Genomic DNA, 23463 nt, shown 5'->3' with positions numbered 1-23463 from the left:
ACTTAAGCTGGTGGTGGCAGCAGTGTTGAAACGGGTTTATTCGTGATCAGGATCTGGTGGATCGGCCAGGCCACACATCAGCTTGGCTTGGTACGGCATGTAGCCTTCCTCGCGCAGATCGTCGTATAGGCGGTAGTCGGCGGCGAGATAGCTGCAGTGCCCGCAAAGTCGGTCGGGTGTTCCGTCCGCCGATAACTGTGCCCGGCAGTGCCGGCAAAAGTCTTGAAGTGACATGTCAGTTTTCCTCCGAATCGCTATGAGGTCTCGGCATGGCCTGGTCCGCCTGGTAAGCACGAATATCGATCAGCGCCGCGACGTGCCTGATGTGTGCATAACGCAGCGCTTTACCGCTGAGGTCCAAGGTGGTCACCGGCAACTGAATCCGTCCGCTGTTGATTGCCTCGGTGAACGTCTTCTCGTTGATGTTTTTGAAGTAGTGCGCGTGGACCTTTTCCAGGGGGATAAGCACATCGCCGAAGATGTGGTGCAGCATCTCGATGGTGGACGGATCTGGTGCGGGCAACAGCCGGATTGGTTGCTGGCCGACGTTGGGAATCATTTGGCCTCCAGGCTGGAAAGGTCATAGGCGTCGGCCCCCAGCTTGCAAAGGTCATAGGCGTTGTCTCGGAGGGAGCGCAGCACTTCCGCTGGGGAGTTGCCGTACCCCGAAAGGATGGTCTTGCCGTTGTCAAACCCATGAGGGTTGTGGATAAAGGCAGCAACTCTTGGTATTGCGCGATTACAAAGACGGAACTCCGTGGTAACGGAGCTATTTGGATTTAGGGAGATAACATCCAATTGGTTTGCGAGTAGCAGTACAGCTGCATGCAGTTCTGGCAGGCTGGACAGCGTTGATGTGGGCGCATCAGCCGTTACCCCGGCAGCACTGCAAACCAAATGAGCGAAACCTTGGATCTGCTCTGGAGTTCGCTCGACGGCCTTTGTAGAAAGCAACTGGTTCAGCGCTTGATCAATCAGTTTGTGGTCCATGGCTTCTCTTCCTCTTAGGATGATTCCAGGCAATAAGGCAGTGTTTTTTCGTCAGCTCGCGTAGGTGCTCTGGCACTTCGAGAAGCGCGGCATTGCGCTCCTCGCGTGTGCGCATGGCAACGATCTGGCGGGCGTACTCGCGCGGCCATGCTTCAGGCTGCCTCATTACGCGACTTCTCGCGGGTCAGGCACGGCGGGTGGGGCTGGGCGTTCAATACCGATCTGCCTGGCCAGCCAGGAAATGCCAATGTCCGTCACGCGCGTGGTGCGCTTGTATTGCATGCCATACTTCTCGTGAAACCAGCGACTCTCACGGGTGACCAAAAAGTCTTTGGTAGCGGCAGGGTTGGTTGGCAGGTTGTGTTGATCCAGCAAGCCTTTGTCGCGCATGCGTTTCATCAGCTCGCGGTGACCCAAACCAAGGCGTTCGGCTACGCGTTTGAGGGATAAGCTCATGGCGGCACCTCACGCGGCGGCTGCGAGGCTATTGCGGTAGCCCTGCAGGAATTGATTAAGGTTTTCAGCCAGGATTGCGTAGGCGCGCTGGTTGTCGGTGGGCAGAGTGAGCACGCAGCCAGCGTCGTCGAGTTCGAGCTTGGCGATATAGCCTCCGCGTGGGTTGCGCTGGATCTGTACAGAGGGATCCAGTTCGTCAGCGATCAGATGGTAAGTGCCGCGCCCACGTCGGATTGCCAGACGTAGGGTGGCTTCTATATCGCTGACCGCTTCATGCTCATCTACGTCGGGCACACCGGAGGGGCTGCGGCCATTGGCGATACCTTCGATAAAGCTCGCTACGCGCGTGGCGTTGTTTTTGCGGTGCTTATCGAGGGTGACTGAGGTATTGCGCGTTCCGCAGATGCGCACCATTACCGTGATGCCAGCAGTGCATTGCTCGATCTCGACCTGGGCCGGTACGGAATGGCGATCATCAAGCGTGTGCAGGGTGTGATTGAACGTGCCGCTGAGGTGCACCTGAGCCTGGAGGCGAATGTAGGCGGCGGCGTTGAGAGATAGTCTGCTCATGCTGCACGTCCTCCATCGTCAGGATCGAAGGGGGCAGGCTGCTGGCTTTTTGCGGCGAGCTTGGGTTTTTTGTTGTGAAGGATAACTATGCAGCCGGTGCTGGCTTGCAGCTGCTCAATCAGTTTTGGGTTGCTCGCGCACGCGGGGTGCACGTGTACGGTCGCTGTGGTGTGCATGGTGGTGCCTCACTCTGTGGTGGGAGAGTGAAGCGAATATCACATATTGAATTTTATCAATCAACACGATTTGTTATTTTTGAGATATTTTTTTTGCATTTGAGGTCAGCTCGATGTTTAAGAGTGGTGCGCTTTCGAGAGCAACCTATTGAATCCATTGCTTTTTAACTATGTGTGGGGCGTTGCCGTATATGAAGGGTTTTGCGAGCTTCATTCCGGGTGAGATACCCGGAGACATAATCAAATGGTTTGCTGAGTTTTTGGAAGGGGCCACAAGAGGAGCACAATTGCCCACCTCCTGCGGCTGAAAGGAGGTGGGTAGGTGATACCTAACTGATTTGAAGGTGCTGGGGAATGGCTACCAATGCTACAAGGCGCCACCATGCCAAACGATACGTCCGATTATCCTCAAGTGACCTATCTCGCTGTCGGTGGCGGGTTGGTCGGGATACTGCCTCTTATCCTCGTTGTCACTGCGTATGATCCAGCCACCAGTCAGGCTTTGCACTAATCGCTTAATGATCAGTTCGCCGTCGGGCTTTAACATTGCATAGATACGCCGGTCTCTAGGCGTTATTTGGACGTCATCGATGAGAACCACGTCCTCGTCGCATATGGTCGGCTCCATGCTGTGGCCTTTTGCGTAGATCACATGGAGGTTGCGCTCTTTTAAGGCCATGCGTTGGAGCCAGTCGCGCCTGAAGACCAAGCCGCCTTTAACTTCTATGTGGTCGTTTAAGTGACCGCTGCCTGCAGACCCGTGGGCGGTGTACTGCGGGATCAGTGCGTACTCATCGATCCTTGGAGAAACACCTACGGCCGAGCCATCTTCACCTTCGATGATGTGCATCAAAGGCTTATTTAGAGCTTCTGAAAGCGTGCGTAAATCGGCGAGGCTGGGCTCACGTTTATCCTTTTCATAGTTGGCGATTCGCCCCTGGCCATTTTGCCAGTCGCACGCGGCGGCTAAGCTTTTCTGGGTGTATTGAGCTTCGTTTCTATAGCGCGCAAGGCGCTGACCTAAAGTTTCCATATAGTAAAAATATCACGAATCGTTAAGAGGATTTAAAACTTAACGTATTGCAAAAATAACGTACCGTTGTTAATGTCTCTCGCAGTTCAACGCGGGGAATGGTCAATGAACAGAATTTCCACCCTACGAAGCGGTAAAGGGATCAAGCAAACAGCATTGGCTGAGGCTTTGGGGTGGTCTCAGAGCCGTCTGAGCAATTACGAGTCTGAGACACGCCTTCCTGGCTTAAGTGAGTGCCGTGCGATCACCAACGCACTCAATAAAATGGGTGTGGTGTGTGATCTGGATGATGTTTTTCCTCCAGATTTAGATTTATCTAAAGTGGCTTAGAAAAAAGGCGACCTAAAGGCCGCCCAGTTCCTCCCGGCACACACCACCACAGTGCTGTCGGGGCGCGATAAAAGTAGGCGTGCACACCACATGCTAAACCGCCTCCTTTTACCGCGCTGCCAAGGTACGGATACCTTGGGTTGCTGCCTCCTCCACCACAGATCAGGCAGCTGTTGCGCCAGAGGTGAGCGACGGATCGTTCGCCTCGGCACGGTGCCGGTTTTGATCTTGCGGATCTGACCGGCGTTTGGGCCCTTTCAAGCCACGCGGCAAATGTATCACCACTACATGCTGCGCGGCACTGGCAACTTGCAAGGATTAATGCCATGAGCCGAATTGCTTTGAATTCCCTTGATCGAGCACGGCGGGAAGTCCTGCCCCTCGACTTGGCGCTTTATCACGCTGCTCGCGATTACCCCGGTGGCGCCGCAGCCATCGCCGCCACCACCGGCCGTAATCCCACCACCCTCCAGCACAAACTTTCCCCAACCCACCCCAGCCATTCTGTAAACATTCACGAGTTCAGCGAGATCCTCGAACTGACGAAAGACCGGCGCATCCTTGATGCGGTACATGGCCTTGTCGGCGACACCATTTGGCAGGAACTGGCTGAGGCCTATACCAACGACATGCCAGAAACGCTGACTACTGGCCTCGCTACTTACTTTAGACAGGTAGCGGATCTGGCTGACACGTGGGCAAGGAGCATCGGCGACGGCGTTGTCAGCGACAGCGAATTAGCTGAGATCCACCTGCAGGTGTTCCGTGGTATTCGCGGGCTATTGGGCCTTTTCAATCGAGCCAGTTATGTCAACCAGGCAACGCGAGGGCAGAGCGATGGCAAATCTTGCTGATCTGGCCAACGACCTGGTCGAGGAACGAATGGAGCGCGCACTGGCGACTAGAGATGCGCTGAAGGCGGAAATGGTCTGCCATTCTTTCCTGTACTGCGAAACGTGTGATGCCCCGATTCCATTAGCTCGACGAATTGCCCTGGAAGGCTGCACGCAATGCGTCAGTTGCCAGAATTACGATGAGCTGAGGAGGGCGCACAATGCTTGATGAGGTTCTCGGACAATTTGCTGATTACGGCCTGGAGCCAGAGCAACCACTGACTTTCGGCAAACTCACTCGCTGCAAGACTTCCCAGGACAAAGGTAAGGAAAAGAATGGTTGGTATGTGGCGCATGAGTACCTCACCGAAAAGGGTGAAACACTCATTTTTGGGAGTTTTGGGGATTGGCGTTCAGGTGAAACTCAGAAAATCAAGGTCAAGGCGGGGCGTCTGTCCGCCGAAGAGCGGGAGGTCATGCGTGCGCGGCAAGAGGACGCCAAGCGCCGTGCTGCGGAGGTTGCGGCTAACGCGGCTCGGCGTGCAGCTAATCGTGCATCGGGTTTGTTCAAACGTATGCCTGAAAAGGGTAAAAGCGCCTACCTGGATCGAAAGCACATTGTTGGTTTCAGAGTTCGTTATGCGCCGCGTACTGGTGCGGTGTTGGTCCCGATGTGCAATGTCCAGGATGACATTGTTGGGCTTCAAGTTATTTTCCCTAGCAAGCAGGAAGACACCGGGCGCGACAAGATGTATTGGCCTGCGGGCATGTCTAAGACGGGAGCCTTTCACTTAATCGGTGGGCATCCCGAGCCGGGAGAGCCGCTGTTAATCTGCGAGGGGTATGCCACTGGCGCCAGCCTGCACATGGCAACCTCGCAGGCAGTGGCGATAGCTTTTGACGCGGGCAATTTGCTCTCAGTAGCTAAGTCTATGCGTGCACGCTTTCCTGGGTGTCCTTTGATTATCTGTCGCGATGACGATTGGAAAACTAAACGTCCAAACGGCACACCCTGGAATCCTGGAGAGGAAAAAGCCAACAACGCGGCTTTAGTTGTCGGCGGGCAGGTGGTAGCGCCGATTTTTTCCGGCGAACGTGAGGTCAAGTGGACCGACTTCAACGATCTCCATGTCGCGGAAGGTCTTGAGGCCGTGCGCCGCCAGGTACTCGCCGTCGTAAAACCGCCTGCGGCAGGCGGCTGGAAGGACAGGTTGGCTCGCAGTGAGAGCGGGGCATTGATTGCGCACATGCAAAATGTGGAACTGATCCTTGGCAATGATGAGCGCTGGGCCGGGGTCATCGGTTTCTGCATGTTTAGTTCGAAGATCATCAAGTTGCGTGCCGCTCCGTACGGCGGCGGTGTTGGCGAGTGGGCAGATATTGATGACGTGCGAGTAATGAAGTGGCTCGCCCAGCAGTACAACTTTAGGGTCAAGATGTCTCATGTTATGGAAGCAGTGAGTGTGGTTGCACACGATCACGCTTTTCACCCCGTACGTGATTACTTGGGAAAGCTTGAATGGGACCGCGTGCCCCGGCTCGACAGTTGGTTAACTGACGTGATGGGTGTTGCGCCAACCAACTACAGCTCTAAGGTTGGTAGGCGCTGGCTGATTTCGGCGGTGGGACGGGTCATGTCTCCGGGCTGTAAGGCTGACTCTGTGATCATCCTCGAAGGTGCCCAAGGCGCTGGTAAGTCGACGGCGCTAGGTATTCTTGGGGGGCAATGGTTCATGGATACGCCATTTGCGTTGGGTGATAAAGACGCCTTTCAGACCATACGAGGTAAGTGGATCGTAGAGCTCGGAGAGTTGGATAGTTTCAATAAGGCCGAGTCCACCAAGGCTAAGCAATTCTTCTCAGCCTCAAATGATACTTATCGCGAGAGCTACGGACGCAGATCTGTGGACGTGCCACGCCAGTGTGTTTTCGCGGGAACCACCAACCAGAGTGAGTACCTCAAGGACGCTACAGGTAACCGGCGTTACTGGCCGGTCGCTTGTACCAAAGTTGATCTAGACCTGCTGCGTCAGATCCGCGACCAGCTGTGGGCCGAGGCCATGTTTTGTTACGAGGCCGGTGACATCTGGTGGGTTGTTCGGGAGGAAGCCCCGTTGTTTGCGGAGGAGCAGGAAGAGCGCTTTGTGGTGGATGAATGGGAGGGGCCGATTCTGACCTGGCTGGAGGAGTCACAGATTGGCGAGACGGCCACGGGAGCCGAGATTTTAACCCAAGCGCTAAAGCTGGATTTCGGGCACTGGAACAAGCCGGATCAAATTCGTGTGGGTGCGATTATGCAGCGGTTGGGTTGGCTGCGTGTGCGCTTGCCGGCGCTGCGGAAAAGCGGGCGTCGGCCATGGGCTTACAAAAGGCCGGACGGGTGGGGGAGCACGTCGGCCTTATTGCAAGTTGTGGATGAGGAGCCTTGCTTCGATGATTAAGCGAATTGATGAAATGCTCAAGATCTGGGCGCAGGAGTTGCATCAACTTTCTACTTGTAACGACGGAGGCTCGACCGGCGGCAACATAATCGCAGTATTGATGGCGTGCAAGGGCGAGTTGATACGTGGAACTCGAGGCAGTCGGGTGCTGCTGGATGAGTCAGCTGATATTGAGCTGATCGTTAACAAGCACTTGTCACCAGAGCTGGCGTTAGTGGTGGTTGAGCACTACTGCAACTATGAAAGCCTCCTTTCTCAGAAGTACCTTCACTGTGGGTGTAGCCGTGACACCTATTATCAACGTTTGCATGAGGCCCACCTGTGCATTGCCGGTTTTTTACTGGGAAAGGCGGCATGACTTCGATTTGCTCTGTCCCATTGTCCCGTTCGGTCCCAAGGGTTTTTAGCTCTAGTGGACAGCTGCAGGCCACGCGGTTAGCGGGTTGTCCCATAGCCCCATACAAATCACTACTTTCCTCGCATGTGTGCGTAGCGCGTTCGTACTCGCGTGTGCTTCGCGCACGCGTTTTATTATTTTCTCTCTATATGCGAGAAAAGGATAAAAGCAATGGGACTATGGGACACGCCTTTGATTTAGGCATTCTCAGCTGTCCCAAAGAGTTCAAAGTCTATGGGACGTATGGGACACAGAACCAAAAGCGATAGCCGAATTAATGCGTTATCCCTGCGTTGTACCTGTGTTACACCCACGTTGCCCCCATATTGATCTGTGGCATTAAAATCTGCTTGCTGCCATCGGAATCCACCTGTAAAAAGTAGTCATCTTCGATAGGTGCGACCCAAAGATTGAAGCAGTTCACACCTAGCAAACCCGGCCATTTGAGCCGGGTTTTTTATTTCTCGTCAGGCGTACGATCTCGCATAGATAATTTTTCCCATTGGAGCTGAAAATGGAGCGAGATCAGAAGCTGTTGATCAAGATTTTAGAGGTATGCATCAAGAACTCCGATGACTGGAAGCTCGATTTATCGGCCAAGGATATTCGCGGCAAATTCTCCAGTGCCGAGTGTGTCCATTGGGCCGGTGTTGTAGTGGATGGCCATATTGAGCTGCTTGTAGATTTGGGCTGTATCAATGTTGAAGGGGAAGCACCGGATATACGTATCCAGCGTGTCACCAATGCGGGATATAACTATCTCGACAGAAGTAGGAGGTTGAGTTTGCGCAGCAGTGAACTACCCATCCACTAGACAACAACGTTTTTGAGCCCTGCCTAGCGCAGGGCTTTTTCGTTTACGGAGTAGGCCAATGACGAACGAACAGCAAGCGCTGGCAGAAATGCCGATCTGGTTAGTGATCGTCCTGGCCCTGGTGGGCGGTGTGTCGGGCGAGATGTGGAGAGCGGACAAGGAAGGGACGCGTGGCTGGGCATTGATCCGCCGATTGGCCCTTCGGTCCGGCGCCTGCGTGGTGTGCGGAGTGTCGGCGATCATGCTGCTGTATGCGGCGGGCATGTCGATCTGGACGTCCGGTGCGCTTGGATGCCTGACCGCCATGGCAGGCGCCGACGTAGCGATCGGACTTTATGAGCGCTGGGCGGTCAAGCGCCTTGGTCTGCGTGAAGCACAGGCCAACGGTGAAGCTGGACCATAAGCATCCAGGGGCAATGACCATGATGCGACTTGAGATGCGTGACAACATCGACAAGATCGTCAGGGAGATGCGTGGGCTCAGCAAGTCGAAGGTGCCGATAGCCGCTGCCAAAGCGTTGACCTTCACCGCTGAACGCGTACAGGCGGCAGAGAAGGCCGAGCTGGAGCGGGTGTTTGATCGGCCCACGCGCTGGACGCTCAACTCGGTCTTCAAGCGCAGTGCCACGACCAGCCGCCTGTTTGCCCGTGTGTGGATCAAGGACGAAGCCAGCTCAGGTGTGCCCGCGTCCAAGTACTTGCCGGTGCACATTGACGGTGGCAACCGACCACACAAGCGATTTGAGAAAGCGCTGATCCACTACGGTTTGATGCCAGCGGACATGTACGCCGTCCCTGGTCGGCGTGCCAGGATGGATGGCAACGGCAACATCAGTCGCGGCCAGATCGTGCAGATATTGTCCGCACTCGGAGCAGCTGAGCGGGTGTCGGGCTTCATGGCCAACCGCACTCAGCGCAGCCGGCGCCGTAACCGCAACGCACCGGACTATTTCGTGGGTCGACCTGGCAACGGCACCGGCCCTTTGGGTATCTGGCAGCGGATCGGCAACGGGGCACGGCCCATCCTGATCTTCGTCAAGCGCCCGACGTATCGGCGGCGCTTTGACTTCTACGGGGTAGCCAATCGCGTCGCCGAGGCCGAGTTCGAGCCGCTGTTCCGGCGCGCCCTGGCACGGGAGATGGAGCGAGGCTGACCTCTTGTCGGCTTCGTGCATTTCTCCTCAAAAAATGGCGATTTTTCAATGATTTGTCGGGGTTTTGGCTTGACAGGTCGACTTGCGACCCAAAATCAATGGGTCCTTCCAGGCAGCGGGGCCATCGGGGTAATTCGAACCCCGACTTTTTTGCAGATTCAACCCGACATAGGGGGTTCCGCTTCCTAGTCCTGACCTTGGAGATGAGCATGTCTACACAGCGTGAAATTGCTGATCACCTGGACATGAGCGAGCGAAACGCCCGCGACGTGCTGAAGGGAATCGGCATAAGCGATTGGCAGACAGCCTGCCTAGATGAAATCCGGATTGCTTACATCCGCGACTTGCGCGCAAAAGCCGCTGGGCGCGGAGGCAGCCAGTTGGAAGAACTTAACGCTGTGCGGATCGATGAAGGCCGAGTCAAGGCCGCTAACGGTCGCCTGCTGTATCACGAAAAACTGCGTTCATTGATTCCGGCTGGCGAGGCTGATCGGGTGCTTATCGACTGGGCCAGTTTCGCAAACCGGGAATACCTGGGCGGCCTTGAACGCATCATTCAGGAAATCGAGAGCGTGCAAAAAGTCACGGTTGATCGATCAGTGGTGGCCAAAATTGCTGGACCTACAACCGAGCGAATTGCAGGCTACGCGCGAAAACTTGGCGCGAAGCTTGTTGGCAGCGGCGGGGGAATTCAACCCGCCGCGTGACATCCCGACCGCGCACTACCTGAGCACCGAGTTTTACCTGCCCGCTGAAAGCGGCGTGCTGCACGGCCTGTACGATTTCCACTACACGCCTTACTTCCTCGGCGTTGCCGCTGCCCTGGATGATCCCCGGGTGAGCGAGGTCGACCTGATGAAGGCGGCGCAGATCGGCTGGACGTGGTTCTTGATCGGCTACCTGTTCAAGTTCATCCATCACCTGCCGCGCCCGATCATGATCCTGTTTGCCAAGGAAAAAGACGGCAAAAACTTCCACGATGAAAAGCTCAAGTTCGGCGTGACGGCGAACACTGAGGTGGCCAAATTGATGCCGGTCGATGTGAGCCGCACCTCGGGGAACCGTTGGGACCATAAGACCTTCCCGGGCGGGTTCCTCAAACTGGTAGCGTCGAACTCACCCGGCAACGTTAAGTCCACTTCGTCGGTGGGCTTATCGGTGGTGGAAGAACCGGACGATACCAGCGATGACGTAAAGGGGCAGGGTGATGCGATCGCCCTGCTGGAGGAGCGCGGCAAACGCTACCCCGGCTCCAAGATGCTGGTGGGCGGTACGCCGGCGATCAAGGGCGCGAGCAAGACCGAGGCGCGTCTGGCCCAGACTGACTGCCGGGTGCTGCCGGTTATTTGCCAGGATTGTGGCAAATCTCACGTCTTGGATTTCGAGCACATCAAATGGTTTGAGCAGGACGAACAGTCCCATTTCGACGCATTAGATAAACGTGATGATGATTGGCTTAGAGATAATGCCGATCTGGTCAAGGATTTAAAGCGCCTGGGGAAAGGGGCCGTAAAGCTTGCTCAAATACTTGATCAGCCCCATGAAATCTACGGTCGAGCGCTTCCGGATACAGCCTATTACGCCTGCCCGCACTGTGGCAGTTGCTGGGACGACTACCAGCGCAAAGAGAACATTCGCAATACGGTGTACAACGCCATCGCCGCCGGCGACCCCTATTGCGGCTGGGTACCGACTAAACCCTTTGCTGGTCGTGCCGGTTTCATTGAGCTGAACGAATTGTATGCGTGTCTGCCCGGTACCAGCCTGGCCGACATCGTGCGGGAGAAACTCAACGCCGAACACCAGGCGTCGATTGGCAACCTGTCGTTGCTGATCAAGTTCGTCAACCAGAAACAGGGCCGTGCCTACGAGTACAAATCCGACCTGCCTGAGGCCGATAAACTGGCTGAGCGGGCAGAGGACTACCCGGAGATGTTTGTGCCCATGGGGGGCCTGGTGATCACCGCCGGCGTCGACGTGCAGCACGATCGCCTGGCGGTGGTGATGCGGGCCTGGGGCCGAGGCGAGGAATCCTGGCTGATCTACTGGGGCGAGATTTACGGCGAGGTGGTACTGCCCGACCAGGGCGTCTGGCTTGATCTGGAAAAGTTGCTGTTTGCGCCGATTTCACACGCCTGCGGCGCCAAGCTGAGAGTGCTGGCTACTTCGCTGGATACCTCGGACGGCACCATCACCCAGGACGCGGCGTATGCGTTTTGCCGTAAACATCAGCGCAACGGCGTGATGGCGATCAAGGGCGCGAGCGAGCGCGGCAACACACGCGACGATGAGCGTCGGGAGATCTTCAGCGCCCCTCGGCAGGGTGTCGATACGGACAAAGAGCAAAAGGCTTCGAAGTACGGCCTACGCCCTTACATTGTCGGCACGTCGCGGGCCAAGGATCTGTGGATTGAGGGCCGTCTGCCGTTGACCGGTGATGGCCCAGGTCGGATGCACTTTTACAAAACGGTGCGACCGGATTATTTCCGGCAGATCACCGCCGAAGTGAAGGCGCCCAGCCGGCGACACCACTACCGCAAGGTCTGGCAGAAAAAGGCCGGCCAACCCAACGAAGGTACCGACTGCGAGACGTACGCGTTGCACGCGGCCCGCTCTCTGAAAACGCATTTAATGCGGGAGCAAGACTGGGCTGGGCTCGATGCACAGATCCGTCAGGGTGCGTTGTTTGACCCACCCGAGCCGGATCAATCCGAGGCAGAACCCGATCCCGAAACGGACGGGACCGGTCCGGAACCGACACCACCCGTCGAACCACCCAATCTCCCGCCCTCTGGCGGGAGAGTTGTTTCTGGGCGCCGTAGTGCAATGCGCGTGCTCTCCCAACGCAGGAATTAATTCATGGCTATCACCCTGGAACAAGCGCAGGGCCAGCTGCAAGCCTGGCTCGATGCGAGCATGAAGGTCAGCCAAAAGCAGAGCTACCGCATCGGCACCCGGCAATTGGAATACGCCGACCTTGCCGAAATCACCAAGACGATCGACTACTGGCAACAGCAAGTTGATCGCCTGGAAAGTGGCCGTCCCCGGGGGATCGTGCTGCGTGGGATTACGCCGCGATGAGCCGCGCACCGAAAGTGCCAGAGCCGACGCTGCTGGATAAGGCCATCACCTGGCTCAGCCCCGAGCGCGGCGCCAAGCGCATGCACGCCCGGTTGACCATGACTGCCTTGGGCGGTTACAGCGGCGCGTCGAAGGCCAAGCGTTCGCTGAGCGCTTGGACCCCGACGGCAGGCAGTGCGGCGGCAGATCTGCTGCCCGACTTGCCCACGCTTCGCGAACGCTGCCGAGACCTAGAACGCAACAACCCCATCGGCGGCGGTGCGATCAATACGGTGACGACGAAGACGGTCGGCACCGGCCTGGCGCTCAAGTCCGTGGTCAATCGCTCGATTTTGGGCTGGGACGAAGACCATGCCAGGGAGTGGCAGCGCAAAACGGAATCGCTGTTCAAATCCTGGGCGGAAACCACCTGCTGTGACATCACCCGCGAGCAGAATTTCTACGGCCTGCAGGATCTGACCTGGCGGTCTGTGCTGAGCAGCGGTGACGTCTTCACGTTGCTCACGCACAAAGAACAACCCGGCCAGCATTACTCGGCGTGCATCCAGCTGATTGAGGCCGACCGGGTTTGTAACCCTAGCAACAAGGCCGACACGGAAGCCCTCACGGCCGGCATCGAGCGTGACGCCGATGGTGCACCGATCAAGGCTCACATTTTGCGCAGCCACCCGGGGGCGCTGGGCGTTAAAGAGCGCGTCTGGGATGACCGCCCGTTCTTCAACGAGCGTGGCGGTCGGGTGCTGCTGCATGTGTACCGGCGGCGTCGGGTGGGCCAGCCACGCGGTGTGCCGTACCTGGCGCCGGTGATCGAGAAGCTCAAACAGTTGGATCGCTACACCGATGCCGAGCTGGAAGCGGCGGTGGTGTCTGCGTTCTTCGCCGTGTTCATCAAGCCCGGGCAGGGCGGCAATCTCAGCCCTCTGGCATCGGCCGTTACCGGCAACACCCCGGTGGGTGGCGATAAACCCGCCGGCCGGGACCAGGGCGGTTGGGACGGCTCACTCAGTGGCGGCATTGTCGCCGAGCTGGACGACGGTGCGTCGATCGATACCGCATCACCCGGTCGACCGAACATGGCTTTCGATCCGTTCGTGCTCGCCATGCTCCGGCAGATCGGCATGGCCCTGGAGCTGCCGTATGAGGTGCTGATCAAGCACTTTACCGCCAGTTACACCGCCGCGCGTGCTGCGGTGATGGAGGCTTGGCAGTTCGTTCGCGGTTGCCGTGATTTCCTGGGCCAACATTTCTGCCAGCCCGTGTACGAGCATTGGCTTGAAGAGGCCGTGGCGCAGGGAGACATTGAGGCTCCCGGGTTTTTCGACCACCCGTTGCTGCGCTATGCGTACAGCGGGTCGCTATGGGTGGGTGATGGTCCTGGCACCGTTGATCCGCTCAAAGACATCAATGCCGCCGAAAAGCGCATCGATATTGGCGTAAGCACGCTCGCCAAGGAATCCATGCTTTACGACGGCAGCGATTGGGAAGAGAACCACGAACAGCGTGCGCTTGAAGTGAAGCGTAGGCGTGATGACGGCCTATCCGTGTCACCAACGGCTCGCCCCGAGGATGAGCCTGCGGCCAATCCTGATCTTCCTGAACGGACCTAACTATGAGCGACAACCCAACCGATGCACCTCCCGTGCACCGGGTGACGGCGTTCGACCTGGTATCACGCGAGCCCTGGGCCATCACCCCGGACATGCTGCAGACCATCACCGCCATCGCCCGCCGGGAACATGAAGGCCCGGAAGCCTTGGAGGCCAGGCAGGGTAAACCCCTGCAGAACAGCCGCGCAGTGACCCAACGCGGCAATGTGGCATTGCTGCCCGTCACCGGCCCGGTGTTCCGCTACGCCAACTTGTTTACGGCGCTGTCCGGTGCGACGTCGCTGGATGTGCTGGCGAAGGAGTTCACCACCGCCGTCGACGATCCGCGCACCGACACCATCATCCTGGTGATGGATACCCCCGGTGGTATTGCCAGTGGCATCGCTGAATTCGGCCAGATGATCCGCGCCTCGCCCAAACGGGTGGTTGCGTATGTGTCCGGTAACGCGGCTAGCGCTGGCTACTGGATAGCTGCAGCAGCCCATGAAATCGTCATGAGCCGCACCGGCGCCGTGGGCTCCATCGGCACGGTGCTGACGGTGCGTAAAAGCGACGACGACGGCAGTTTTGAGATCGTCAGCAGCCAGAGCCCGAAAAAACGCCCTGACTTCAGCACTGAATCAGGACGTGCTGTCGCTCAGGCCCATGTCGACCGGCTGACTGACATCTTTGTCGAGGACGTCGCCAATTACCGTGCCCTCAGTGTTGAAACCGTTTTGGCCGACTTCGGCCAGGGCGATATGCGGATTGGCTCCGATGCCGTGGCATTGGGCATGGCTGACCGTGAATCCACCCTTGAACAACTCATCGCCGAGTTCAACAGCAGTTCTTCTGGAGAAAAACCTATGTCCACCACCACCAACAGTAACGCCCCCGCGCCGACTGCAGACAAACCCGTTATCAACCGCGAATACCTGGCCGCGAATCATGCCGAGCTGCTGGCCAGCCTGGAACATGACGCGCATGCCGCTGGTGCAGCTGCCGGCGCCCGCGCCGAGTGCGAACGCATCCAGGCGGTGGAAGCCGCCGCGCTGCCCGGGCACGAAGAGTTGATCGCCTCGCTCAAGTTCGACGGCAAAACCAGCGGTGCCGAAGCGGCGGCGCAGGTTATCGGCGCCGAAAAAACCAAACGCGCCGGTGCTCTGGTCGACATTCGCACCCAGGCGCCTGCGCCAGTGCCCAACGTGCTGACGCCACCGGCAGTCCCTGAGGCGGTGAAGGAGGATCCCGAGGCGCCGCTGGAGGAACGCGCCAAGGCTACCTGGGACGGCGACAAGGAGCTGCGCGCCGAGTTTGGCACCTTCGAGGCCTATCACGGCTACCGCAAGGCCACCGAGCGGGGCCTGGTCAAGGTCTTGAAAAAGTAAACACCGGGTAATTCCTTCCCACCCATGGCTCTGGAGAATCCTATGCCTCTCACTCTCGATACCCCCCGCGCTTATGAGATCGGGGACATCAACGATTTGTCGGTTGCGGCCGGCGTGCAGATTTTCGAAGGTTCGGCGGTTGGCATTGTTGCGGCTAATGGACTCGCACGTCCTCTGGCGGCAGGGGATCTGTTCGTGGGCTTCGCCGATCGCGGCGTTGATAATCGAATCGGCGCCGCTGCCGCAGCGCGCGTGCGTCTTCGCGAAGCCGGCAAAGTTGAACTGCCCGTCACCGCGCTGGCGATCACCGACATCGGTAAGCCGGTGTATGCCAGCGACAGCGGCACGTTTCTGCTCAACGCCGCCGGTAACAGCCTGATCGGGCATGTTCACCGGTTTGTGCGCACTGGCGTCGGCATCGTCAAGTTCACCGCCCAGGCCATCCCTGCAGCGGCCTGACGCATCACTCAACCCGTTTTTCAAACTTTTCTCTGACCTTATCCTTCTTCAGGAGAATCACCCATGGGTGCTGAAGTACTTTCCAGCCGTGCCATCATCGGCATGTTTTACGAATTGCTCGAGCAGAATGTGGGGTCGAACTGGATCGACGCCGTGTCCAATCTGTTCGACTCCGACCAGGCCAAAGAAACCTATCCATGGATCGGCATGGTACCGACCTTGCGTGAGTGGATTGGTGGTCGCCACGCTAAGGGCTTTATCAGCGCTGATCTCGAAATCGAAAACCTGCATTTTGAGGCCACCCTCGAAGTGCTGGTCACCGAGCTGCGCCGCGATAAAACCGGACAGTTGCGCATCCGCCTGGGCGAGTTGGCCGACCGCACCAACGCGCACTGGGCGCGACTGCTGTCGGTGCTGCTGCTCAACGGCGAAAGCCAGACCTGCTATGACGGCCAGTACTTCTTCGATACCGACCACGAAGAAGGCCAGAGCGGCGTGCAGTCCAACAAGATCACCACCGACATCTCCGAACTGCCAGCAACACTTCACGGGACGCCCAGCCGGCCGAGCGTTGAGGAGTTTCAGCAGGCGGTTGCTCGATCAGTCACCCAGTTGACCAGCTTCAAGGATGACCAGGGCGAACCCATCAACGAACTGGCACGCGAGTTTCTGGTGATGGTGCCATTCAACCTGCTGAGCGTTGCGCAGACAGCGCTCAGCGTGCCGCGCGGTACCAACATCAGCGAGATCGTCATGCCGGACAACGTGGTTGTCCGCGTGGTGGGTAACGTGCGCCTCAACGCCTGGCAGGACAAATTCGTGACCTTCCGCACGGACGGTCGTTTGAAAGCGTTCATTCGCCAGCAGGAAACCGACGTGGCCATGAAAGCCAAGGCCGAGGGCTCGGAGTACGAATTCGACAACGATGCCCATCAATACGGCGTCGACACCTGGCGCAACGTGGGTTTTGGGCGCTGGCAGTACGCCGTTCTTAACCAACTGGTGGCGTAAGCCTTTCGGCCTCACACCTCACTGAGGGCATTGATATGCCGAAATACCGCGTGGAACAGACGATTACCCTTTATGGGGGGGAACTGATCCTGAATGCGGCCCAGGCCAGTGCGCGTGCGCATAACCTGGAGCCGGTCGAAAACAAGAAGGGTCGCTACACCATTGTGTCGCCCGTTCAGTTCAAAGCCGGGGAGGTGATTGTGATCCCCGGCGAGCCGGACAAGGCGTTGGGGCAGCGGTTGACGAAACTGGAGAGGGTCGCAGGAGAGCGTAATGCCGAATAAATCCTACACGGTGTTATCCGGCTCCTTTCGCGGGCCAGATGACAAACTGACCGGTGCGGGGGGCGTGATCGAGTTGCCTGATGACGTGGCCCAGCGCTTTCGCCACCAGTTGGAAGTGTTGGTGGTCGAGCCAGCACCGGCACCTCCCGCTGCGGGTGAGGGCGGACGCAAGCCCGCCAAGGTGAGCCCTGATGCTTGACGAAGATCTCAGGGGCTTCCTTGAGGACTTCGACGTCGGCGGGATGGTTGATGGTCAGCCGTTTCTGGCCGCGCGGGATATGCCGGACGAGATCCACGGTATGGGTGGCACCAACAGCCAGTCCACCGGCTACGAGATCCTGATCATCACCGCCGAGGCCGAGCGCCTGGGCATCGATAACCCCAAACTGATCACCGTCGCCGGTGTGAATTTTCGCGTCCGTGACCGCCGGATGATCGATGACGGCGCCTTTAGCCTGGCCTCCCTCACCAAGGTTTAACCCTCATGCCCTCGATTCAAGAACGCATCGTCGCAAAGGCGCAGGCGCTGATTTTGGCCGCCGGTACCTTGGCGGCAGACCGGGTGTACCGCAGTCGTACTGAGGCGATCAAGCGGGACATGACGCCCGCGATCGTGCTGCGCCCTGACCTTGAAACGTGTGAGCGCGAAAGCGCTGCAGTGGATCGTAACCAGTTCGAGCTGACGGTGGAAATCATCGCCCGGGAGGACACGGTCACAGGTGCTGCCTGGGATCAGGTCGCCGACTTGGTCAAGGTTGCCGTGCATGCGGTCCTGATGGCAGAGGACGCCTTTGAAGAGGCGGATCGGGTGCAGCGCTTCTACATCGACTGGATCGAAGACGAGGGCGACAACACCGCCGGCAACTGCATGGTGCGCTACCGCTTTACCTACCTGTGCAACACCGGCGACCTGACGGCCGGACCTACCTTTTACTGAGGAACACATTATGCAAATCGCATTCGGCAGCGGGTTGTTTTACGCCACTCCGCTGATGGACGCCTATGGCAATGCCATTTCCGCGCCGACCCCCATCCTGCTGGGCATCATGCAAGAAGCCTCGGTGGATCTGTCGTTTGATTCCAAGGAACTGTTCGGCAGCGAGCAGTTTGCGGTCGACGCGGCGCGGGGCCAGGGCAAGCTGACGGGCAAAGCAAAGTCCGCCCAGATCAGCCTGCTGCAGTGGAATCAACTGGTGTTCGGGCAGACCCTGACCACCGGCCAGGTGTTGGTTCATCACTCCACGGAGCCCACAGCGGTGCCTGCAGGGGCCACCATTACCGTGGAGCCTCCGGCGGGCGGGACGCTCTCGGGCGATCTTGGTGTACGCGGCGCCGGCGCGATCCCTTGCGTACGGGTACTGAGCGCGCCTGCAGTTGGGCAGTACACCTTTGATGCCGCCACGGGGGAATATGCATTTGCCGCTGCAGACGTGGCTAAGTCGGTGTTCATTGATTACCGCTACACGGTTACGACGGGGAAAAGCCTGTCGGTGAAAAACCTGCCCATGGGGGACATGCCTGTATTCCAGGGCGAGCTGGTCCTGAAATACAAGGGCAAGACTGTGTATGTGCGTGTGCCGAACTTTGTCAGCAACAAGCTCGGGATCGCCACCAAACAGGACGACTACACCATCCCGGACTTTGAATTCACCGGTTATGCGGATGAGTTCGGCGAGGTGTGCTACTGGAGTGCCAACGAATGACGGTCGTGAATGTTCCTGGCGTTTCGTTCCCGTTTCCAGGGAAAACGCTTGTCATCCCACCCCTGGCGCTGGGGGATCTGGAGCAACTGCTGGAGCGGATCAACGCGGTGATGGCCGGCAACATGGACCGGGACAGTATCGCGACGGTGATCGATGCCACGCACGCGGCATTGCGGCGTAACTACCCCGACATCGAGCGGGCAGAGGTGGCAGCCCTTCTGGATCTTCGCAACATGCGTGACGCGCTGGATGCTGTTATGAGTGCCTCGGGCTTGGAAGTTACGGAACCGGAACCGGGGGAAGCGCTGGCCCCTTCGACTGGGGCCAACTCTACGCTCACCTGATCGCAAGTACAGGTCAAAGCCCGGTTACGTTGCGGCGTGACTGGGACCTGGTCATGGTGGGGCATATGACTAACTACTGGCGAAACCATCCGCCCGTTCATGTACTAGTCGCTGGCTATTTAGGCTATAAAGCTGCTCCTTCTATAAGTGATGCTACTGCACTAGAAAGTAACTTATCCGAGATTGCCGCTGATTTGCGGGACGATTTACCTGAGCATTTACGACATGCCTTGGATGCTTTTACTTTAGTGAGGTGAACTCATAGCTCAGATGTAGTGTTCTCTGAGCTATGAGAGGATTGAGCTTCCTATAGGTTACCTCAAAGAAAGGTTCAATTTTTGCGAGTAGATTTCTGCTGACTTTACTTGTATAGATTTATCTGGAAGTATTTTTGCGTCGATTTCGATTCTGATTAGAGCGTATTTCATATCGCTGTAATAATACTGTTCTATGCCATATTGCCCAAACCATTGGCCTGGTGCTTTTTCTTTGAGTGGGAAATACACTGGTGGTGCATCAATGTTTTCCCGATCTTCCCTCCAGATGCTGAGAACTGGCGCGTCTTGGGTGCCTCTCACTGTAAGACGGTAAAGAGGTTTTCTCTCCTTTGCAGAATTTCCAAGATCGGCACTTCTAGGTTCGCTAGATTCATTTAGTTTTAGGTTGAAATTGCTTTTGTTTACGTTGTTTTCGTCGTTCTTCGTAACTGTGTTAACCTTTCCCTTACCTCCAAGCCAAGGAGTGCTCAACTTCGCGGAAACATATGACAGGCATAGATTAGGGTTTTTAACGATGATTTTTAGTGAATCTGGCGATTCTGGAGATGTGCTCAAGTTTATTTTTGCAACGGAGACTCCGAAAGTTTTTGCTAATGTACTTGCATCTAGATCTAAGTTGGCTGATGTTTTGCTTTTTGCTTCAAAGGTATAATCGGATACCATGATGCATTTGTAAACAAACTCCTTGTCGATCGGGGCGCCACGACTAAAGTCTTTTATTTGAGTGACAGACCATCCTGAGGCGCTTGAACTATCATTTGCCGAATGTTCAATCCCGGCTTTTGCCAAGACGCCTTTGAATGACGCCTCTGCCCCGAGTTTGTAGTTTGAGTAATCTTCCGACTTCACATCATTATAAGAGGGCGACGTAAAGACTGTGTCATCACTAATCGTGTAGCCAATTCCACCCAGGTATACGTTTCCTGAGTCGCGCTCCACGTAACGTCCTAACGCTTTTTCGACAGGAGGGCTTAGAGTTTTCCAGCCGAAATTCTTCCCGGGACCTGTGTCATCTGAGACACACCCGAGCAGTGATGAAGTGATCGCTACAGTTACGATTGCTTTTTTTAAGCTCATGTTGATTCCCCTGTTTCAGAAATGAGTCAGTTAGTGGCCTAACAGTGTTTCTATTGGCAGGTTTACGTGGTCGCTTGCTTTTTTATAAATGGTCTAGCAGACAAGTATCGAATTTGCAAAGGGGGGGGCAGTAAAAATTTTGCGAACCTGACTTTTTGATCATTTTTATAAATATTTTATAAGATGTTCGACAAATTATAACGATGACTAAAAGTTGGTCCGCTATTTTAAGTTGTTGTTCTGCCTTGAGGTATTTGTCCACATTTTCAAATTGAGACGATGTTATGGAAAAAAACATTGCGTACCAGTTTACCGCCGGCACACAGGGTTTCGACCGTGCAGTTGAAAGCATTGAGCGCAACATGCGTGACGCTCGGACGACGTTCAGCCGCGAATTGAGGGCAATTAACACCGAGATGGTCGGCAGTCAGACCCGGCTTTCTCGTTTTGGTCCCGCAGTGAATGAAGCTTTTTCTGGCGTCAGCACCATCATGCGTTCGGGCCTCGGTGGTGTGGCGGCTGGCATTGCGGGAGTGTTCGGTCTGGGTGCTTTCAAGCTTGGCCAGATCGTTAGCGATAGCAAGGACGCGGCGATCCAACAGGAAGCTGCTTACCGTGGCCTGGAAGCGGTGGCCAATCATGCCGGCGTCGGCATTGGTCGGGCCATGGATGAGGCCAACAAGCTCGCCTCTGACGGCTTGCTCAGCGTCGGTGACGCGGCCAAAGCCCTGCAAAACCTGCTCAGTCGTGGTTACAACGTCGACCAGGCAGTGGCGGTAATCAACCGCCTGAAAGACGCTGCAGCGTTCAACCGGCAAGCCAATCTCAGCATGTCGGAAGCTGTGGTGTCGGCCACCGAGGGCTTGAAAAACGAAAACTCGGTGCTGGTGGATAACGCCGGTGTTACGAAAAACGTCGCCAAAATGTGGGACGAGTACGCCAAGAGCATCGGCACCAGTCGTGACAAGTTGTCGGACTCGCAAAAGATCACGGCCGAATACAACGGCATCATGAAAGAAACAGAGGCCCAGGTCGGCAACGCCGCCAAAGCGGCCGATGGGTTGACCGGTAGCCAGGCCGAGCTCGACTCCAAAAGCAACCAGCTGCAGGTCACCATCGGCACCATTCTTGAGCCTGTCTTCATCAGCCTGAACAAGCGGCTGTCGGAGACTGCCAGTTGGTTTAACAACCTGCTGAAAAGCATGACGGGGGTTGGGGTGACCGTTGATGAGGTCGCTGCCAATGTCGCCCGCTACGAACAAATGCTGGCGAACTTTACGGCAGGTCCGCGTGCTGGAGGCAGTAAGGCACCGCTTGAAGCAACACTGGCCGAGGAACGCCTGCTGCTGGAAAACATGCAGTTGGTGTCCAACAAGCTGGAAGAAGTCGACGCGGGTATGCGCTCCCGTTCCGCTCGCATCGAAGAGCAGCGGCGCAAAGTGGCCGAGATGGCCGCGACCGGCAATACAGCCCTGACCAAGGCGCCACAGCAGGGCAGAGTCAGTCCTACGGCTTATGGCATTGAGATCGCCCAACTGACCAAGCTGGAGCAGGCTTACGCGGCAGCCGTCGAACATCGGAAAAAAGTGGTTGAATCCACTACTCCACCAAAAAAGACCGAAGACCCGGTAACCCCTCCAGCTAAGACCGCCTCGCGTGTCAGCCAGTGGGCAGAGGCATTGGACGCGCAAAAGGTCGCTCACGCCCAGCAGCAGGCCGAGCAGGGTACCTTCCTGCAGTTTTCTCAGCAGCAGGAAATGCAGTACTGGCAGGGCATTCTCAAGCGCACGGATTTGAGCGCGGCCGAACGCTTGAGCGTTCAGCGCAATTACCTGGCGTCATTGAATGCGTTGCGCCGGCAGGACGAAGGCCAAGCCTTTGCCGATCTACAGGCCCAGGCACAGCAATACCGCAACAACATGGACGCGCGCCTGCAGATCGCTCAGCAGACCTTGGAGCGCAGCCGGCAACTCTATGGCCAGGACAGCCAGGAATACCGCAAGGCTGCGGCTGAAGTGGTTGCTGTAGAGCGCGAAAAGCAGCAGCAAATCACCAACATGAAACAGCAGCAGCTGGCAGCCGATCAGCAGGCGCGGCTTACCGATGTTGCCCATGCCGAACAGATGGCCCAGCTGGATCTGCAGGCCAACCTGATCACCCAAGGCCAGCTACTGCAGGCCCAGGCCGAGTTCGAAAAGCAACGGTATGCGATCGAAGCTCAGGCATTGGCCGAACGTAAAGCGCTGCTGGAGCAGGATCCTGACCGTAACCCGGTCGCCCTGCAGCAGGTCCAGCAGCAGATCCTGGCGCTGGAGCAAACCCACCGCAACAGCATGGCTGTGATTGGCAGGCAGCAAACCTTCGAATCGCAAAGCAACTGGACGGGCATGGTCGACAGCCTGCGTACCAGCTGGTCGAGCGGGCTTACCGGGATCATCAGCGGCACCATGAGCACCCAGGGCCTGCTGCGCGGGATCTTCACCAGCATCGGAACCGCGTTCGTTGAGAACATGGTCACCAAGCCGTTGATGGCCTGGATGTTCGGCGAAACGGCTAAAACCGGTGCGACTGTAGTGGGTGTTGGCGTTCGAACGGCAGCAGAGGCAGGTGGTGCGGCCATGTCCGTAGCGATCTGGGGTGCAGCCACGATCAAAAACATCATTGCCAGTGCCTGGCAGGCCATGGCCGGTGCTTTTGCAGCCATGTCCGCCATTCCAATCATTGGTCCGATCCTCGGCGCGGCGGCTGCAGTTGCTGCAGGCGCATTCGTATTCGGCCTGGTGAAAAACGTCGCCTCGGCCGAGGGCGGCTATGACATCCCTGCCGGTACCAACCCCATGACGCAACTCCACGAGCAGGAAATGGTGCTGCCTAAGCAATACGCCAATGTCATCCGCCAGGCAGCCAGTGGAGAGGGGCAGTTGGGAGGGGCCGGTAACAGCTATCACTACCACGACAGCAGCGGGCGGATGTCACCTGCTGATATTCGTCGGGGTGCCCGGGTGCTGGCCGAGGAAATGCAAAAAATGCGGCGCAACGGCGCCATCAAAACTTAGGG

The 23463-nt window shown here is 57.1% G+C and carries 30 protein-coding genes; 23 read left to right on the top strand and 7 right to left on the bottom strand.

Annotated elements, in window-relative coordinates:
- Window positions 1-36: 36 nt before the first annotated feature.
- The 6 genes from FX984_RS24785 to FX984_RS24750 form a co-directional block, all read right to left on the bottom strand.
- Entirely contained in the window at window positions 37-234 is a 198-nt protein-coding gene (locus tag FX984_RS24785) for a hypothetical protein (protein WP_154905393.1), read from the bottom strand.
- 1 nt (window position 235) lies between these two features.
- Window positions 236-559, bottom strand: coding sequence for a pyocin activator PrtN family protein (locus tag FX984_RS24780; RefSeq protein ID WP_430714310.1), 324 nt, complete (start codon window positions 557-559; stop codon window positions 236-238).
- Window positions 556-990, bottom strand: coding sequence for a hypothetical protein (locus tag FX984_RS24775; RefSeq protein WP_154905392.1), 435 nt, complete (start codon window positions 988-990; stop codon window positions 556-558). Before FX984_RS24775 ends, FX984_RS24780 begins: the two co-directional genes overlap by 4 nt.
- 165 nt (window positions 991-1155) lie before the next feature.
- A complete protein-coding gene (locus tag FX984_RS24765) occupies window positions 1156-1446 on the bottom strand; it encodes a phage antirepressor KilAC domain-containing protein (RefSeq protein ID WP_090408042.1) in 291 nt (96 codons plus the stop codon).
- A gap of 9 nt (window positions 1447-1455) precedes the next feature.
- A complete protein-coding gene (locus FX984_RS24760) occupies window positions 1456-2016 on the bottom strand; it encodes a hypothetical protein (RefSeq protein WP_154905390.1) in 561 nt (186 codons plus the stop codon).
- A 543-nt stretch (window positions 2017-2559) separates the two neighbouring features.
- A complete protein-coding gene (locus FX984_RS24750) occupies window positions 2560-3225 on the bottom strand; it encodes an XRE family transcriptional regulator (protein ID WP_154905388.1) in 666 nt (221 codons plus the stop codon).
- A gap of 105 nt (window positions 3226-3330) precedes the next feature.
- Here FX984_RS24750 and FX984_RS24745 point away from each other — a divergent pair, with 105 nt between their 5' ends.
- From FX984_RS24745 to FX984_RS24645, 22 genes are all read left to right on the top strand, one after another.
- Window positions 3331-3555, top strand: coding sequence for a helix-turn-helix transcriptional regulator (locus tag FX984_RS24745; protein WP_154905387.1), 225 nt, complete (start codon window positions 3331-3333; stop codon window positions 3553-3555).
- A gap of 326 nt (window positions 3556-3881) precedes the next feature.
- Window positions 3882-4409 (top strand): phage regulatory CII family protein, encoded by a 528-nt coding sequence (locus FX984_RS24740; RefSeq protein WP_190329709.1) that lies wholly within the window; start codon window positions 3882-3884, stop codon window positions 4407-4409.
- Window positions 4363-4617, top strand: a complete 255-nt coding sequence (locus FX984_RS24735; protein ID WP_347338719.1) for a TraR/DksA family transcriptional regulator — start codon at window positions 4363-4365, stop codon at window positions 4615-4617. The genes FX984_RS24740 and FX984_RS24735 overlap by 47 nt, the downstream gene beginning before the upstream one ends.
- Entirely contained in the window at window positions 4610-6829 is a 2220-nt protein-coding gene (locus FX984_RS24730; RefSeq protein WP_115485956.1) for a VapE domain-containing protein, read from the top strand. Before FX984_RS24735 ends, FX984_RS24730 begins: the two co-directional genes overlap by 8 nt.
- Window positions 6822-7187, top strand: a complete 366-nt coding sequence (locus tag FX984_RS24725) for a PA0613 family protein (protein WP_115485957.1) — start codon at window positions 6822-6824, stop codon at window positions 7185-7187. The genes FX984_RS24730 and FX984_RS24725 overlap by 8 nt, the downstream gene beginning before the upstream one ends.
- Window positions 7188-7740: 553 nt before the next feature.
- Window positions 7741-8040 carry a hypothetical protein gene (locus tag FX984_RS24720; protein WP_154905385.1) on the top strand — a complete coding sequence of 100 codons (300 nt, stop codon included), beginning with the start codon at window positions 7741-7743 and terminating at the stop codon, window positions 8038-8040.
- A 58-nt stretch (window positions 8041-8098) separates the two neighbouring features.
- Window positions 8099-8443 (top strand): phage holin family protein, encoded by a 345-nt coding sequence (locus tag FX984_RS24715; RefSeq protein ID WP_154905384.1) that lies wholly within the window; start codon window positions 8099-8101, stop codon window positions 8441-8443.
- 19 nt (window positions 8444-8462) lie between these two features.
- Window positions 8463-9194, top strand: coding sequence for a hypothetical protein (locus FX984_RS24710; RefSeq protein WP_145337684.1), 732 nt, complete (start codon window positions 8463-8465; stop codon window positions 9192-9194).
- Between the two features lie 209 nt (window positions 9195-9403).
- Window positions 9404-9901, top strand: coding sequence for a hypothetical protein (locus FX984_RS32545; protein ID WP_190329708.1), 498 nt, complete (start codon window positions 9404-9406; stop codon window positions 9899-9901).
- The gene (locus FX984_RS24705) at window positions 9807-12050 is read left to right on the top strand and encodes a phage terminase large subunit family protein (protein WP_190329707.1); all 2244 of its coding nucleotides are present in this window, start codon (window positions 9807-9809) and stop codon (window positions 12048-12050) included. The genes FX984_RS32545 and FX984_RS24705 overlap by 95 nt, the downstream gene beginning before the upstream one ends.
- Before the next feature lie 3 nt (window positions 12051-12053).
- The gene (locus tag FX984_RS24700) at window positions 12054-12275 is read left to right on the top strand and encodes a DUF6148 family protein (protein WP_065899722.1); all 222 of its coding nucleotides are present in this window, start codon (window positions 12054-12056) and stop codon (window positions 12273-12275) included.
- Window positions 12272-13882, top strand: coding sequence for a phage portal protein (locus tag FX984_RS24695; protein WP_154905382.1), 1611 nt, complete (start codon window positions 12272-12274; stop codon window positions 13880-13882). Before FX984_RS24700 ends, FX984_RS24695 begins: the two co-directional genes overlap by 4 nt.
- Window positions 13883-13884: 2 nt before the next feature.
- Window positions 13885-15249 (top strand): S49 family peptidase, encoded by a 1365-nt coding sequence (locus tag FX984_RS24690; RefSeq protein ID WP_154905381.1) that lies wholly within the window; start codon window positions 13885-13887, stop codon window positions 15247-15249.
- Window positions 15250-15291: 42 nt separating this feature from the next.
- On the top strand, window positions 15292-15708 hold the full coding sequence (locus FX984_RS24685; RefSeq protein WP_154905380.1) for a cytoplasmic protein: 417 nt from the start codon (window positions 15292-15294) through the stop codon (window positions 15706-15708).
- Window positions 15709-15771: 63 nt separating this feature from the next.
- Window positions 15772-16719: a Mu-like prophage major head subunit gpT family protein gene (locus FX984_RS24680; RefSeq protein WP_065899728.1), complete on the top strand. Its 948-nt coding sequence runs from the start codon at window positions 15772-15774 to the stop codon at window positions 16717-16719.
- 35 nt (window positions 16720-16754) lie between these two features.
- Complete coding sequence (locus tag FX984_RS24675) at window positions 16755-17003, top strand: hypothetical protein (protein WP_154905379.1); 249 nt, start codon at window positions 16755-16757, stop codon at window positions 17001-17003.
- On the top strand, window positions 16993-17202 hold the full coding sequence (locus tag FX984_RS24670; RefSeq protein ID WP_154905378.1) for a hypothetical protein: 210 nt from the start codon (window positions 16993-16995) through the stop codon (window positions 17200-17202). Before FX984_RS24675 ends, FX984_RS24670 begins: the two co-directional genes overlap by 11 nt.
- On the top strand, window positions 17195-17482 hold the full coding sequence (locus FX984_RS24665) for a hypothetical protein (protein WP_053130790.1): 288 nt from the start codon (window positions 17195-17197) through the stop codon (window positions 17480-17482). The genes FX984_RS24670 and FX984_RS24665 overlap by 8 nt, the downstream gene beginning before the upstream one ends.
- A 5-nt stretch (window positions 17483-17487) precedes the next feature.
- Window positions 17488-17940, top strand: a complete 453-nt coding sequence (locus FX984_RS24660; RefSeq protein WP_090407981.1) for a hypothetical protein — start codon at window positions 17488-17490, stop codon at window positions 17938-17940.
- A 10-nt stretch (window positions 17941-17950) separates the two neighbouring features.
- Entirely contained in the window at window positions 17951-18706 is a 756-nt protein-coding gene (locus FX984_RS24655) for a hypothetical protein (protein WP_223841659.1), read from the top strand.
- The gene (locus FX984_RS24650; RefSeq protein ID WP_223841658.1) at window positions 18703-19050 is read left to right on the top strand and encodes a hypothetical protein; all 348 of its coding nucleotides are present in this window, start codon (window positions 18703-18705) and stop codon (window positions 19048-19050) included. Before FX984_RS24655 ends, FX984_RS24650 begins: the two co-directional genes overlap by 4 nt.
- Before the next feature lie 65 nt (window positions 19051-19115).
- Window positions 19116-19307: a hypothetical protein gene (locus FX984_RS24645; protein ID WP_154905376.1), complete on the top strand. Its 192-nt coding sequence runs from the start codon at window positions 19116-19118 to the stop codon at window positions 19305-19307.
- Between the two features lie 57 nt (window positions 19308-19364).
- Here the strand turns inward: FX984_RS24645 and FX984_RS24640 are convergent, their stop codons facing one another.
- Window positions 19365-20405 carry a hypothetical protein gene (locus FX984_RS24640; RefSeq protein WP_154905375.1) on the bottom strand — a complete coding sequence of 347 codons (1041 nt, stop codon included), beginning with the start codon at window positions 20403-20405 and terminating at the stop codon, window positions 19365-19367.
- A gap of 284 nt (window positions 20406-20689) precedes the next feature.
- Between FX984_RS24640 and FX984_RS24635 the strand changes: the two genes are divergently transcribed.
- Window positions 20690-23461: a coiled-coil domain-containing protein gene (locus FX984_RS24635; RefSeq protein ID WP_154905374.1), complete on the top strand. Its 2772-nt coding sequence runs from the start codon at window positions 20690-20692 to the stop codon at window positions 23459-23461.
- Window positions 23462-23463: the final 2 nt, after the last annotated feature.

The organism is Pseudomonas marginalis, from assembly GCF_008692035.1.
GTDB lineage: Bacteria > Pseudomonadota > Gammaproteobacteria > Pseudomonadales > Pseudomonadaceae > Aquipseudomonas > Aquipseudomonas marginalis.
Note: the sequence above shows the minus strand (reverse complement) of the source record. Positions and strands in the feature narration are given on the sequence as shown.